The sequence below is a fragment of the Mesorhizobium sp. WSM4820 genome, from assembly GCF_055811075.1.
Window position 1 is genome coordinate 168,944 of the sequence record NZ_JBVVQN010000014.1, and the last position, 13,777, is coordinate 182,720.

Here is a 13,777-nt window from a genome sequence, read left to right on the forward strand (position 1 = left end):
AAGAGTATGGCCGGTTTGCCGACTACGGCACGTGTGGTGATCATCGGAGGCGGTGTCGTCGGTGCGTCGGCGCTCTACCATCTCGCCAAGGCGGGCTGGACCGACTGCGTGCTCCTGGAAAAGAACGAGCTCACCTCCGGCTCGACCTGGCATGCGGCCGGCAACGTGCCGACCTTCTCCTCGTCATGGTCGCTGATGAACATGCAGCGCTATTCGACCGAGCTCTATCGCGGGCTGGCCGATGCGGTCGGCTACCCCATGAACTACCACGTCACCGGCTCGCTCAGGCTGGCCCATACGGCAGAGCGCATGCAGGAGTTCCAACGCGCCAAGGGCATGGGCCGCTACCAGGGCATGGACATCGATGTGGTCGGCCTCGACGAGATCAAGCGCCGCTACCCGTTCATCGAAACGCATGAGTTGAAGGGCGCACTCTACGATCCGAGCGACGGCGACATCGACCCGGCGCAGCTGACCCAGGCGCTGGCCAAGGGCGCCCGCGACCTGGGTGCGAAGATCATTCGCTTCTGTCCGGTCACCGGCGTGCGCCGCGACAAGGACGAGTGGGTGGTCGAGACCGCGCAGGGCGAGATCCGCTGCGAGATCGTCGTCAACGCGGCCGGCTACCGTGCGGCCGAAGTCGGCAGGATGTTCGGCCGCGACGTGCCGATGATGGTGATGAGCCATCAATATATCCTGTTCGAGGAAATCCCCGAACTGGCCGCGTGGTCGAAGGAGCAAGGCAAGAAACTGCCGCTGCTGCGCGATGTCGACACCTCCTATTATCTGCGCCAGGAAAAGAACGGCATGAATCTCGGTCCCTATGAGCGCAATTGCCGTGCCCATTGGGTCGGCCACAACGATCCGATGCCAGCCGATTTTTCGTTCCAGCTGTTCCCAGACGATCTCGACCGGCTCGAGGACTATCTGGCCGATGCCGTCGCCCGCGTGCCGATTCTCGGCACCGCCGGCCTGTCCAAGGTCATCAACGGTCCGATCCCCTACGCGCCGGACGGCAACCCGCTGATCGGCCCGATGCCCGGCGTGCCGAACGCCTTCGAGGCCTGCGTCTTCACCTTCGGCATCGCCCAGGGCGGCGGCGTCGGCAAGGTGCTGGCCGAATGGGTGACTGAGGGCCAAACCGAATGGGACATGTGGTCCTGCGATCCGCGCCGCTTCACCGGCTTTGCCTCGGCCCCGGATTACTGCGTCGCCAAGGGCATGGAAATCTACGGCAACGAATATGCCATCCAGTTCCCGCGCCATGCCTGGCCGGCAGGCCGCGACCGCAAACTGTCGCCGATCCATGATCGCATCAAGGCGCTCGGCGCTTGCTTCGACGCCTATAATGGCTGGGAGCGCGCCACCTGGTACGCGCAGGCCGGCGACGACGTCTCGGAAACCGCGACGCTGACCTTCCGCCGCGACGGGCCGTGGCAGCATCGCGTGCGCGAAGAATGCCTTGCCGTGCGCGATGCCGCCGGCATTTTGGACCTGCCCGGGTTCTCCCGCTTCAATCTCGACGGTCCGGGCGCGGCCGACTGGTTGAGCCAACAGATCACCGGCCTGGTGCCGAAACCCGGCCGCATCGGCCTCGTCTATTTTGCCGACGACAAGGGCCGCATCGTCACCGAAATGTCTGCCGTTCGCCACGACGAGAATTTGATGACGCTGATCACCGCCGCGGTGGCGCAATGGCACGATTTCGAATGGCTGAAATGGCGCATGCCGAAGAACGCCTCGTTCAGGCTGTTCGACCGGACCGAGGAATACGCAACGCAGATCCTCGCCGGGCCCAATTCGCGAAAAATCCTCGCCGATGTCTGCGCCGCCGACCTTGCTCTGCCTTGGCTGACCCACCAGGAGACGACAATTGCCGGCCGTTGGGCAAGGCTGGTGCGCGTGTCCTTCGCCGGTGAACTCGGCTGGGAAATCCACACCAGGATCGACGACACCGCCGCCATCTTCGACGCCGTCTGGGCGGCTGGGCAAAAGCATGGCCTGAAACCGTTCGGCATGTACGCGCTGGATTCATTGCGGCTTGAAAAATCCTATCGCGCCTGGAAAGGCGACCTGTCGACCGACTATTCGATCCTGCAGGGCGGGCTGGAGCGTTTCGTGAAATGGGACAAGCCGGATTTCCGTGGCAAGGCGGCGCTGCAAAACGAGAAGCAGCAGGGCGTGAAGAAGCGCTTTGTCACGCTGGTCGTCGAAAACCCCGGCGACTGCGACGCGCCAACCATGTCGACGCTGTGGCATGACGGCCGGATCGTCGGCGAGACGACGTCCGGCGGCTGGGGTCATCGGATCGACAGGTCGATCGCGCTCGGCATGCTGCGCGCCGACCTGACTGAGCCGGGAACTGCGGTCGAGGTCGAGATCTTCGGCGAACGCTTCAAGGCGGTCGTGCAGAAGGACGAACCGCTGTGGGATCCAAACAACGAGAGGTTGCGCGCATGAATTCAGTCATTCTCACCGACGGCGGCATGGGCCAGGAACTGGTCCGCCGCAGCAGCTCCGAGCCGACGCCGCTATGGTCGGCCAGGGTGCTGATCGACGAACCGGATCTGGTGCGCGACCTGCATGCGGAGTTCATTCGGGCCGGCGCCCGCGTCATCACCATCAACACCTATTCCGCAACCCCCGAGCGGCTGGCGCGCGAGGGCGCGGAAGAGCTGTTCAAGCCGCTGCAGCAGCGCGGCATAGAACTGGCAAGGCAAGCGCGCGACCAGGCCGGCGACGCGGCAATCGCCGGCTGCCTGTCGCCGCTGTTCGGCAGCTACGCACCGGCCCTGACGATATCCTTCGAGGATACGCTCGACATCTACCGCCGCATCGTTGCCGAGCAGGCCGACGGTGTCGATCTGTTCCTGTGCGAGACCATGGCGTCGGCCGAGGAGGCGCGCGCGGCTGTCACCGCCGCGTCGGAAAGCGGCAAGCCGGTGTGGGTGTCGTGGACGCTCGCCGATCACGGCGCGCCGCGGCTGCGCAGCGGCGAAACCATAGCGGCGGCAGCAAGAGCTCTCGACGGCCTGCCGGTCGCAGCCAGGCTGATCAATTGCTGCCGGCCCGAAGCCATTGCAGCAGCGCTGCCCGAACTGATCGCTCTCGGCGGGCCGGTTGGCGCCTATGCCAACGGCTTCACCTCGGTCGAGGCGCTCAAGCATGGCGGCACGGTGGAAGTGCTGCACGCCCGCCACGACCTCGATCCGGATGCCTATGCCGACCAGGCGGTCGGCTGGGTCGAGGCCGGCGCCGACATCGTCGGCGGCTGCTGCGAAGTCGGGCCGCCTCATATCGCCGCCCTGCGTGACCGACTCGAACAGGCCGGCTACGAAATTTCGGGAGTAGCATAATGCCCAGACCGTCATCGCGCATTTCCGGCATCGTGCCTTCGGGCAAGGACGGCTGGGAGGTCCATTTCGCCGCCTGGACGCGCAAGCAGGCCGGCGAGGACATCATCATGCTGTCGGTCGGCGACCATGATTTCGACACGCCAACGGAAACGATCGAAGCCTGCGTGACGGCGGTTCGCGCCAGCAATCACCACTACACCCCGCTTGCCGGCATTCCGCGCCTGCGCAAGGCCATGGCGGCGGCCTCGACTGCGTGCACGGGCATTACGACCAACCCCGACCAAGTCATCGCCACACCGGGCGGGCAGGCTGCACTTTATGCGGCGGTGCAGGCCGTTCTCGACCAGGGCGACCATGCCATCGTGGTGGCGCCCTATTACGCGACCTACCCCAACACCTTCAGTGCGGCGGGCGCCGATTTCACCGTGGTCGAGACACCGGCCGAGGATGGTTTCCAGCCGCGCGCCGCCGACATTCGCGCAGCACTTCGGCCGAACACCCGCGCCATCCTGATCAACACGCCGAACAACCCGACGGGTGCCGTCTATTCGCGCCAGCGGCTGGAAGAGCTGGCGCAGATCTGCCGGGAGCATGACCTCTGGCTGCTGTCGGACGAGGTCTATTGGACGCTAGGCGGCGGCGAGCACGTCTCGCCGCGTTCGCTGCCCGGCATGGCGGAACGCACGCTGGTCATCAATTCCATGTCGAAGAGCCACGGCATGACCGGCTGGCGCATGGGCTGGCTGAGCGGGCCCGAACAGATGATCTCGCTGCTGACCAACCTCAATCTGGTGACCACCTACGGCCTGCCGGCCTTCATCAGCCTCGCTTGCGCCGAGGCGCTGGAAAACGGCTACGGCGTCAAGGAGATCGCCGAACGCTATGCCGCACGGCGCGGCGTCGTCCTCGATGCCATGCGCGGCATGAACAACATCACCGTGCGCGGCTCCGAAGGCGGCATGTATGTCATGCTCGACATCTCGGCTCTCGAGCCGGACGACGAGAAATTCGCCTGGGCTCTGCTCGACAAGGAAAAGGTCGGCGTCATGCCCGGCTCGAGCTTCGGCGAGGCCGCCGCCGGCCATATTCGCGTCAGCCTCTGCCAGCCTGAGGCGGTGCTTCTGGAAGCAACCCTTCGCTTGCGCCGCTTCGCGTCCAGCTATCGCCGTGAGGCCGCATGAGCGCCCTGCCCCAGAAAACCATTCTGGCCAAAACCATTCCTCCCAAGGCGAGGGCCGTCATCATCGGCGGCGGCGTCTCCGGCTGCTCGGTCGCCTATCACCTGGCCAAGCTCGGCTGGACCGACATCGTTCTTTTGGAACGCAAGCAGCTGACATCGGGCACGACATGGCACGCCGCCGGCCTGATCGGCCAGTTGCGCGGCTCGCAGAACATGACGCGGCTGGCGAAATATTCGGCCGACCTCTACGTCAGGCTGGAGGCCGAGACCGATGTCGGCACCGGCATGCGCCAGGTCGGTTCGATCACCGTGGCGCTGACCGAGGAACGCAAGCACGAGATTTATAGGCAGGCGTCGCTCGCCCGCGCGTTCGATATCGACGTGCGCGAGATTTCGCCAAACGAAGTCAAGCAGATGTACCCGCATCTTAATGTTTCCGATGTGGTCGGCGCCGTGCATCTGCCGCTCGACGGCCAATGCGACCCGGCCAATATCGCCATGGCGCTGGCCAAGGGTGCGCGCCAGCGCGGTGCGACGATCGTCGAGAATGTGAAGGTCACCAAGGTTCACACCAGGGATGGCCGCGTCACCGGCGCTTCCTGGACGCAGGGCGACGAGCAAGGCATGATCGAGGCCGACATCGTCGTCAATTGCGCCGGCATGTGGGCACGCGAGCTTGGCGCCCAGAACGGCGTCAGCATCCCGCTGCATGCCTGCGAGCATTTTTATCTCGTCACCGAACCGATCCCCGGCCTGACCCGGCTGCCGGTGCTGCGCGTGCCGGACGAGTGCGCCTACTACAAGGAAGATGCCGGCAAGATGATGCTCGGCGCCTTCGAGCCGGTGGCCAAGCCGTGGGGCATGGACGGCATAAGCGAAGATTTCTGCTTCGACCAGTTGCCCGAGGATTTCGAACATTTCGAGCCGATCCTCGAAATGGGCGTCAACCGCATGCCGATGCTGGCCAGCGCCGGCATCCACACTTTCTTCAACGGCCCCGAGAGTTTTACGCCTGATGATCGCTATTATCTCGGCGAGGCGCCGGAGCTTTCCGGCTACTGGATGGCGACCGGCTACAACTCCATCGGCATCGTCTCCTCAGGCGGCGCCGGCATGGCGCTGGCGCAATGGATCAACGATGGCGAAGCACCCTTCGATCTGTGGGAGGTCGACATCCGCCGCGCCCAGCCGTTCCAAAAAAACCGCCGCTATCTCAGAGAGCGCGTCTCCGAGACGCTCGGCCTGCTCTACGCCGATCATTTTCCGTACCGGCAGATGGCGACCTCTCGGAACGTCAGGCGCTCCCCGCTCCATGAACATCTGAAGGCACGCGGCGCGGTGTTCGGCGAGGTTGCCGGCTGGGAGCGGGCCAACTGGTTCGCGCATGAGGGTCAGGAGCGCGAGTACCGCTATTCCTGGAAACGGCAGAACTGGTTCGACAACCAGCGCGACGAACATCTGGCCGTCCGAAACGGCGTCGGCCTGTTCGACATGACCTCGTTCGGCAAGATCCGTGTCGAGGGCCGCGATGCCTGCGTCTTCCTGCAGAGGCTTTGCGCCAACGACATGGAGGTGGCGCCGGGCAAGATCGTCTACACCCAGATGCTCAACCAGCGCGGCGGCATCGAGAGCGATCTCACCGTCTCGCGGCTGTCTGAAACCGTGTTCTTCCTCGTCGTGCCGGGCGCCACGCTGCAGCGTGATCTCGCCTGGTTGAAAAAACATCTCGCCGATGAATTCGTCGTCATCACCGATGTCACCGCGGCCGAGGCCGTGCTCTGCCTGATGGGCCCGGATTCGAGGAAGCTGATTCAAAAGCTGAGCCCGAACGATTTCTCCAACGAAACCAATCCGTTCGGAACGTTTCAGGAGATTGAAATCGGCATGGGGCTGGCCCGCGCCCATCGCGTCACCTATGTCGGCGAGCTCGGCTGGGAGCTTTATGTCTCGACCGACCAGGCCGCACACGTGTTCGAGGCGATCGCTGAGGCCGGCGCCGATGTCGGCCTGAAGCTTTGCGGCCTGCACACGCTGGATTCCTGCCGCATCGAAAAGGCCTTCCGGCATTTCGGCCACGACATCACCGACGAGGACAATGTGCTGGAGGCAGGCCTTGGATTCGCAGTGAAGACTGCCAAGGGCGATTTTCTTGGCCGCGATGCCGTGCTGAGGAGACAAGAAACCGGATTGAACCGGCGGCTGGTGCAGTTCCGTCTGAAAGACACGCAACCGCTGCTCTTCCATAATGAAGCGATCCTGCGCGACGGCAAGATCGTCGGTCCGGTCACCTCGGGCAATTACGGCCATCATCTCGGCGGAGCTATCGGCCTAGGCTACGTGCCGTGCCAGGGAGAGAGTGAGGCGGATGTGCTGTCGTCGTCGTACGAGATCGAGATCGCCGGCGAGCGCTTCGCCGCGGAAGTGTCGCTGAAGCCGATGTATGATCCGAAGGCGGAACGGGTGCGGATGTAGGGCGCCCTTCCCTTCTCCCCTTGTGGGAGAAGGAGATCTCCGCCAGCTCAAAACCGCTCCAGTTTCGCCCGCACTTTCGCAAGGAAAGCAGCCCGGCTCCGGGGTGTCGACGCATCCATCAGGTAGTGCGCCAGAAAGAACGTCCTGCAGCGGGTCGCGCAGAGCGCCCGCATGCCGCGCAGGATTGTCTTGCGTCCCGGCTGGCCGACGACGACGCTCCACCAGGTCGGTGCGCCGCAGGTCGTGATCACCCCGATCTTCGTCACATGCCTCATCAGCGACTGGATCCGTCCCTTGCCGGCCGGCAGTCGGAAGGCGACTTCGGTCGCCCAGACCCGGTCGAGCCAGCCCTTCAGCATTGCCGGCAACCCGTACCACCATGTCGGATAGATGAAGAGGATTGCCTGGGCCCAGTTGAGATTTTCGAAATGCGGCTTGAGCGCCGGATCCTGCGGGGCGTGCTCGTTATAGAAGCGTCGCTCGTCGCAGCCCATGACCGGATCGAAATTTTCCGCATAGAGGTCGAGCAGCCGCACCTCCCAGCCTCTCGCCTCCAGCACCTCGATGGCACTATCCCGGATCGCGGCGCAAAAGCTTTCCGGGACCGGATGGCAATAAACCACCAGGACCCGCATCAGAAGGCATCCATGCTGGCGGCGACTTTCGCCGTAAATCTCTTCCGCGTTTCATCGGTCGACAGGTTCATCGAATAATGCGCGAGATAGGACACCGAGGCGCCTGGCTTGACCGTCGCGCGCAACACACGCTTGACCAGCTTGCGCGGCGGGTCGCCCATCAGCATGGCGTGGAGCCGGCTGCCGCCATAGGTGGTGACCGCCGCCACCTTGCGGATGTTGTGCAGCGAAGGCTGCACCTTGCCATTGACCAGCTTGAACGAGACGCCGGGCAGGAAGACGCGGTCGAAAAAGCCTTTCAGGATCCCCGGATAGCCGTAGTTCCACACCGGAAACGACAGCACCAGCGCCTCTGCCCGCAGCAGGCGCTCGACATAGGGCGCTGCCGGATCACCGACGCCGCGCTCGTCGTGATAACCGAGCCGCTCGGCCCGTGTCAGCCGCGGGTCGAAATCCTCGGCATAGAGATCGCAGTCGTCGACGGCGTGGCCGGCGGCCATCAGCCGCTCGACGATCGTCCGGTGCAGACCGGCGTTGAAGCTGGTTTCGACCGGGTGGGCATAGAGCACGAGGATTTTCACCGAAGACCTCGCAGGTCAGCGCGACAGCGCCACACGCTCGTCATCGTTCACCCCGCCTTCTGCAACCCCTTGAACAGGAACGACTTGCCCGAGCGATAGTCGTAGTCCGGGTTTTCCCAGGCGATCATCTTGCCGGGGTTGAGCAGCCCTTGCGGGTCTGTCTCGCGCTTGAAGGCGAGTTGTACCTCGTCCGTCTGCTTCATGCCGCCCTCTTCCAGCGTGTAGCGGTGCGGATTGAAGACCCAGCAGCCATTGTCCTCATGGATGCGGATGATCTCGTCGAGCCGCTCGGCCGTGGTGAAGCGGACCAGCGGCAGTCCGGCGACGCCGATCGCGCCGTCGAAGCGGATGAATTCGAGATGCACCGGCACCTCGTCGCCGAAGCGGTCGATCATCGCCTTGACGTAAGCGAGGTGATCCGGCGAAGGATAACGGGTCTGCAGATAGGTAATATTAGGGTCGACCCTGATGGCGCGCAGCGTCGTGTGGTTCCAGGTCAGCTCATAGGCCGGCGGCAAGCCCTTGAGATCGGCCTCCTTGTCAGCGCGGAAGACGATCTCGCCCTTGCTGCGCGCCGTGAGGGCGACAAAGGCGTCCATCGCCTGCGGCGCGATCATGCAGACGACGATGCTTTGCTCGCGCCGGAAGAATTTCTGGTGCCGCTTGAAATAGTCGTAAGGGATCGGCGCGGCGATCGGCGTGATCAGCTTCGCCAGGATGCCGTCCTGGATGGCGAGATCGTTGCCGAAGCCGGCCGCATCCATGAAATCGTCGAAGCCGACGATGGCGTCGATCCAGTCGTAGGATGCGGTCAGCGGCATCTCGACCTCGGTGATGATGCCGTTGGTGCCGTAGGCATGCATCACCTTCAGCACCTCCTCACCGGCAAGATCCATGATGCGAGGCTCCGCCTCCATCGTCACGGTCCTGAGCCGGATGACGTTGCCGAGGTCGCGCAGCCCGCCCCAGCGGATCGAGCCGATGCCGCCCGAGCCGCCGGCGACGAAGCCGCCGATCGAAGCGGTGTTATAGGTCGATGGCGACATCCGAAGCTCCTGGCCGGAATGGGCGCGCGCCGCCCTGTCGATGTCGGCGAGGATGGCACCGGGACCGGTCACGACGCGGCCGGGCGCGATCGCCTTGATTGCGTTCATCTCGGCGAGATTGAGCACCACGCCGCCGGACAAGGGCATCGCCTGACCGTAATTGCCGGTGCCACTGCCGCGCGGCGTCACCGGAATGCCATGCCGGTGGCACGCGGCAAGCACGCGGATCACCTCGACTTCGGTCTTTGGCGTCACGATCAGGTCGCCGGTCACATGGTCGAGCTGTTGCTTCAGCACCGGGCTGTACCAATAGAAATCGCGGCTCTTCTGCTGGATGATCGCCGGATGGTCGTCGATCTTCAGACCGTCGAGGTCGCGCTTCAGTGCCGAAATGTCCATCATCTCTCCATCAGATCGTCGAGTTCGGCATAGTCGGGCAATTGGCGCTCGATGGCGCGACCATCCCGCACCACGATGCGATCCGATTCGGGCCGCGACAGCAATTCTGTCCAGTTCCGCCCCCTAAAGACGACGAAGTCGGCGCCACCGCCGGCGGCAAGGGTGCCGAACCCGTCGAGCCGCATCACCCTGGCCGGCGTCGAAGTCACCGCTTGCGGCCAGTCGCCGACCGGGTGATCGAAATGCAGTATACGCGTCGCCATGCGATAGACTTCCAGCATGTCGAGATCGCCATAAGCGTAGAACGGATCGCGGGTGTTGTCGGAGGCGACGGCGACGGGAATGCCGCGCGCCTTCATCTCGTGCAGCAGCGTCACGCCGCGCCAGCGCGGCGTGGTCTGGTCGCCGCGCCGGTCCTGCAGATAGAGGTTGCACATCGGCAGCGACACCACGGCAAGTCCCGCCTTCGCCATCTTGTCCAGCGTGTCGAGCACGTCGAGATCGGGCTGGCGTGCCAGCGAGCAGCAGTGGCCGACGAGGATGTTTCCCTCAAACCCGTTCCACAGCGCCGCCTCGGCGATCTTCTTCAGCGAGATCGCCGAGATGTCGTCGGTCTCGTCGGCATGGAAATCGAGGTCGAGGCCATGCTTGATCGCCTGCGCGAAAACCCGATCGAGAAGTTCTTCCAGATCCGGCAGCATATAGGTGACGACGCCAAGCACGCCGTTGGCCGCAGCGACGCGTTTGGCCAGGCTTTCAAACCATTTCTTGTCGCGCACGCCTTCGATGCCGAGCAGGCAAGCGGCCTGCAGCTCGACGCGGCCACGCCATTTCTCCCGTACCGTCTCGAACACCGGCCAGGAGATCTCCTCCTGCGGTGCGACGCTGTCGAGATGGGTGCGCAAAGCCCTGGTGCCGTGCGCGTAGGCGCAGCGCAGCGAAAAATCCATGCGGCGAGCGACGTCCTCGGCGCTCCAGCGGGCAGCACGGTCGGCGCCGGTGGCGTTCAGCGCACCCATGAAGGTGCCGTCCGGATTGGGTTTTCGAGGCCAGATATGACCTTTGTCGATATGCGTGTGGCAGTCGACGAAGCACGGCATGACGATACGGCCGCCGAGGTCGAGGGCGCCTGCGGGTTTATTGGACAGGCGATTCGCGACGATGCTGGCGATTTTGCCGTCGGCGACAGCGATGTCGGCGAGCGTAAAGCCGTCGCTGTCATAGGCAGCGGCAAGGTCGGGCGTGAGCGACTGATGAACACGAACGTTAGCAAGATGGTAAGGACCAGAGGCTGGTATCTCCAACACCATCATCGCTCCTGCTTCAGCGCACTCTCGTGCCAGCGTCGCAGGATCAGGTGCGAGATCAGCGACAGCACCAGGAAAATCAAAATGCCGGTGAACGAGATCAGGATCAGCGCCGCGAACAGCCGCGGTGCGTTGAGCCGGTAACCGGCCTCGATGATGCGCGAGGCCAGCCCCGACGACTGTCCCTGGGCCCCGGCGACGAATTCCGCCACCACCGCGCCGATCAGCGACAGGCCGCCGGCGATCTTCAGCCCGCCGAGGAAATAGGGCATCGCCGCCGGCAGGCGCAGGTAGCGTAATTGCTGCCACCGCGTCGCGCCGTTAAGTCTGAACATGTCGCGCAGATTGCGGTCGACCGAGTTGAGGCCGAGCGTCGTGTTGGACAGGATCGGGAAGAAGGCGACGATCCAGGCACACAGCAGAAGCTTGGTCGTCTGGTTGTCGACATAGATGTTGATCAACGGGAAGATCGCGACGATCGGCGTCACCTGCAGCACGATGGCGAACGGGAAGAACGACATCTCAACCCATTTCGATTGCGCGAACAACACCGCCAGCCCGACGCCGCCGATGACGGCCAGAAGCAGGCTGAGGAAGGTGATCCTGAGCGTCACCAGCAGCGAGGAGAACAGCAGCCCGGCATCGTCGAACAGCGTTTGCAGCACCACACCGGGGCGCGGCAGGATATATTTCGGGATGTCGTTCCAGATGCAGATGCGATCCCATAGCCAGATTGCCAGGACCATGATCGCCAGCGGCAGCAGCCAGCGGCCGATCCGCTCGAGCCGCTCCTGGCGCACGCGACGCGCCTCCTCTGGATCCAGGGTTACGGCAGGATGATCAATGGCCGTCATGATGCGGTCCCGCGGTTGAGTTGATGGCGCCGATCAGCACATCGGACGCCTGGCGGCAGAGCGCGGCATAGTCGGGCGAAGTGCGGAAGGCCTCGTTGCGCGGATAGGACGCATCGATGGCGAGTTCTTTGAAGACCCTGCCCGGTCGCGCCGCCATGACGACGACGCGGTTGGAGAGAAAAACGCTTTCGAAGACACTGTGGGTCACGAAGACGACGGTAAAGCGCTCGTCCTGCCACAGTTCCAGAAGATCGTTGTTGAGCTTGAAGCGGGTGATCTCGTCCAATGCCGCAAATGGCTCGTCCATCAAAAGCACGCGCGGCTTGGTCACCATGGCGCGGGCGATCGAGACGCGCATCTTCATGCCGCCGGACAATTCGCGCGGCACGGCTTTCTCGAAGCCGGTCAGGTGAACCCGCGCCAGCATCTCCATCACGACAGGCGCAGCCTTGGCCCGCGACACGCCCTTCAGCCTGAGCGGCAGCCAGACATTGTCGAAGACATCGGCCCACGGCAGCAGCGTCGGTTCCTGGAAGACGAAGCCGATGTCAGAGCGATCGGCAGCGCTGTTGCCGCGCCAGTCGAGCAGGCCGGAGGTCGGCGTTGCAAGACCGGCGATGAGGCGCAAGGCCGTCGACTTGCCGCAGCCGGACGGGCCGAGAAGGCTGAGGAAGTCGCCTTCCCGGATCGTCAGGTCGACGTCGCTGAGCGCTGTCACGCCGTTGGAAAAGACTTTGCCGACGCCGCGCAGCGCCAGCAGCATCGGACCTTTGCCCGATGCGCTTGCCGGCGCTTGCGCCACTTTCTCCTGCATCATGCCCGGGTGCTATTTCTTCAGGTCGATCCCGACGCCCTTGTTGACGAAGGCCAATGTGTAGGACTTTTTGATGTCGACGTCGGCCGGCACGACCTTGGCCTTGACCATCTTGTCGTAGAAGCTCTGGATGCGCGCGTCGGTCATCGCGCCGATGCCGAGTTTTTCCGTATCGCCGGAATCGACGATGCCGAATTTCTTCATCTGCTCGATTGAGAACGCGATCTGCTCGTCGCTGATGTCGGGGTTGTCCTTCTTGATCGCCGCGTTGGCGGCAGCGTTGTCGCCGTAGAGATAGTTGTACCAGCCCTTGGCCGAGCCATCGACGAAGCACTGAACCACCTCCGGCCGCTTGTCGATCGTCGCCTGCATGGTCTCGATCGTCGTCGCATAGGTGTCGAAGCCGTAGTCGGCGAGCAGGAACAGATTGGGCTGGAAGCCGCCTTCCTTGGCGACGGCGAAGGGCTCCGAGGTCACGTAACCCTGCTGGATCGACTTCGGATTGGCGATGAAAGGTGCGGGGTTGAACGTATAGGGCACGCGCTTGGCCGGATCGAAGCCGAACTCCGTGATCATCCACTGGAAATAGCTCTGTGCACCTTCGTCGCCGATAATGTACTGGTCAGCGTTCTTCAGATCCTCCCATCTGTCGAGCCCCTGACCCGGATGGCTCATGATCACCTGCGGCTCTTTCTGGAACGAGGCGGCGACGACACGCAGCGGAATCTCCTGCTGCACGGCGTCGAAGGCCTGCAGCATGTTGCCGCCCATGTAGAAGTCGATCTTGCCGGCAAGCAGCAGCGGCCGGCCACTGACCTGCGGGCCACCTTGCATGATCGTCACGTCGAGCCCGCACGCGGCATAGGTGCCATCAGCCACCGCCTGATAATAGCCGCCATGCTCGGCCTGGGCGAGCCAGTTGGTGCCGAAGGTGATCTTCTCGTTTGCTGCCGCGTTCAGCGTGCTTGCGGCAAGCAGCACGATCGCGCCAGCCGAAATCTTGAGTTTTCCGTCCATCCGCACCACCCTCAGTTGGCTCTGGCGCGCCGCGCGCCGAGCTCGACACCATCGATCGAAGAAGCAAGACACATGCCATCGCCCGGACCGCCCGCCTTGCGCAACAGTGGCGCGCG

General features: G+C 63.8%; 11 protein-coding genes. 4 read left to right on the top strand and 7 right to left on the bottom strand.

Annotated elements, in window-relative coordinates; all coding sequences use genetic code 11:
- The first annotated feature begins 6 nt into the window (after nucleotides 1–6).
- From AC0L2R_RS22575 to AC0L2R_RS22590, 4 genes are read left to right on the top strand one after another with little or no spacing between them, the layout of a single operon-like run.
- Entirely contained in the window at nucleotides 7–2,460 is a 2,454-nt protein-coding gene (locus AC0L2R_RS22575) for a GcvT family protein (protein WP_473511623.1), read from the top strand.
- Nucleotides 2,457–3,356, top strand: a complete 900-nt coding sequence (locus tag AC0L2R_RS22580) for a homocysteine S-methyltransferase family protein (protein ID WP_473511624.1) — start codon at nucleotides 2,457–2,459, stop codon at nucleotides 3,354–3,356. The genes AC0L2R_RS22575 and AC0L2R_RS22580 overlap by 4 nt, the downstream gene beginning before the upstream one ends.
- Nucleotides 3,356–4,537 (top strand): pyridoxal phosphate-dependent aminotransferase, encoded by a 1,182-nt coding sequence (locus AC0L2R_RS22585; protein WP_473511625.1) that lies wholly within the window; start codon nucleotides 3,356–3,358, stop codon nucleotides 4,535–4,537. Before AC0L2R_RS22580 ends, AC0L2R_RS22585 begins: the two co-directional genes overlap by 1 nt.
- Entirely contained in the window at nucleotides 4,534–7,008 is a 2,475-nt protein-coding gene (locus AC0L2R_RS22590; RefSeq protein WP_473511626.1) for a GcvT family protein, read from the top strand. Before AC0L2R_RS22585 ends, AC0L2R_RS22590 begins: the two co-directional genes overlap by 4 nt.
- A gap of 47 nt (nucleotides 7,009–7,055) precedes the next feature.
- On the opposite strand, the gene AC0L2R_RS22595 is transcribed toward AC0L2R_RS22590, so the two are convergent.
- The 7 genes from AC0L2R_RS22595 to AC0L2R_RS22625 are packed head-to-tail and all read right to left on the bottom strand — an operon-like array spanning nucleotide 7,056 to nucleotide 13,661.
- Nucleotides 7,056–7,643 carry an NAD(P)H-dependent oxidoreductase gene (locus AC0L2R_RS22595; protein WP_473511628.1) on the bottom strand — a complete coding sequence of 196 codons (588 nt, stop codon included), beginning with the start codon at nucleotides 7,641–7,643 and terminating at the stop codon, nucleotides 7,056–7,058.
- Nucleotides 7,643–8,224: an NAD(P)H-dependent oxidoreductase gene (locus tag AC0L2R_RS22600; protein WP_473511629.1), complete on the bottom strand. Its 582-nt coding sequence runs from the start codon at nucleotides 8,222–8,224 to the stop codon at nucleotides 7,643–7,645. Before AC0L2R_RS22600 ends, AC0L2R_RS22595 begins: the two co-directional genes overlap by 1 nt.
- Before the next feature lie 47 nt (nucleotides 8,225–8,271).
- The gene (locus tag AC0L2R_RS22605) at nucleotides 8,272–9,672 is read right to left on the bottom strand and encodes an FAD-binding oxidoreductase (RefSeq protein ID WP_473511630.1); all 1,401 of its coding nucleotides are present in this window, start codon (nucleotides 9,670–9,672) and stop codon (nucleotides 8,272–8,274) included.
- The gene (locus AC0L2R_RS22610; protein ID WP_473511632.1) at nucleotides 9,669–10,979 is read right to left on the bottom strand and encodes a cytosine deaminase; all 1,311 of its coding nucleotides are present in this window, start codon (nucleotides 10,977–10,979) and stop codon (nucleotides 9,669–9,671) included. Before AC0L2R_RS22610 ends, AC0L2R_RS22605 begins: the two co-directional genes overlap by 4 nt.
- The gene (locus AC0L2R_RS22615; RefSeq protein WP_473511633.1) at nucleotides 10,979–11,830 is read right to left on the bottom strand and encodes an ABC transporter permease; all 852 of its coding nucleotides are present in this window, start codon (nucleotides 11,828–11,830) and stop codon (nucleotides 10,979–10,981) included. Before AC0L2R_RS22615 ends, AC0L2R_RS22610 begins: the two co-directional genes overlap by 1 nt.
- Nucleotides 11,817–12,647 carry an ABC transporter ATP-binding protein gene (locus AC0L2R_RS22620; RefSeq protein ID WP_473511634.1) on the bottom strand — a complete coding sequence of 277 codons (831 nt, stop codon included), beginning with the start codon at nucleotides 12,645–12,647 and terminating at the stop codon, nucleotides 11,817–11,819. The genes AC0L2R_RS22615 and AC0L2R_RS22620 overlap by 14 nt, the downstream gene beginning before the upstream one ends.
- Before the next feature lie 9 nt (nucleotides 12,648–12,656).
- The gene (locus AC0L2R_RS22625; RefSeq protein ID WP_023798892.1) at nucleotides 12,657–13,661 is read right to left on the bottom strand and encodes an ABC transporter substrate-binding protein; all 1,005 of its coding nucleotides are present in this window, start codon (nucleotides 13,659–13,661) and stop codon (nucleotides 12,657–12,659) included.
- Nucleotides 13,662–13,777: the final 116 nt, after the last annotated feature.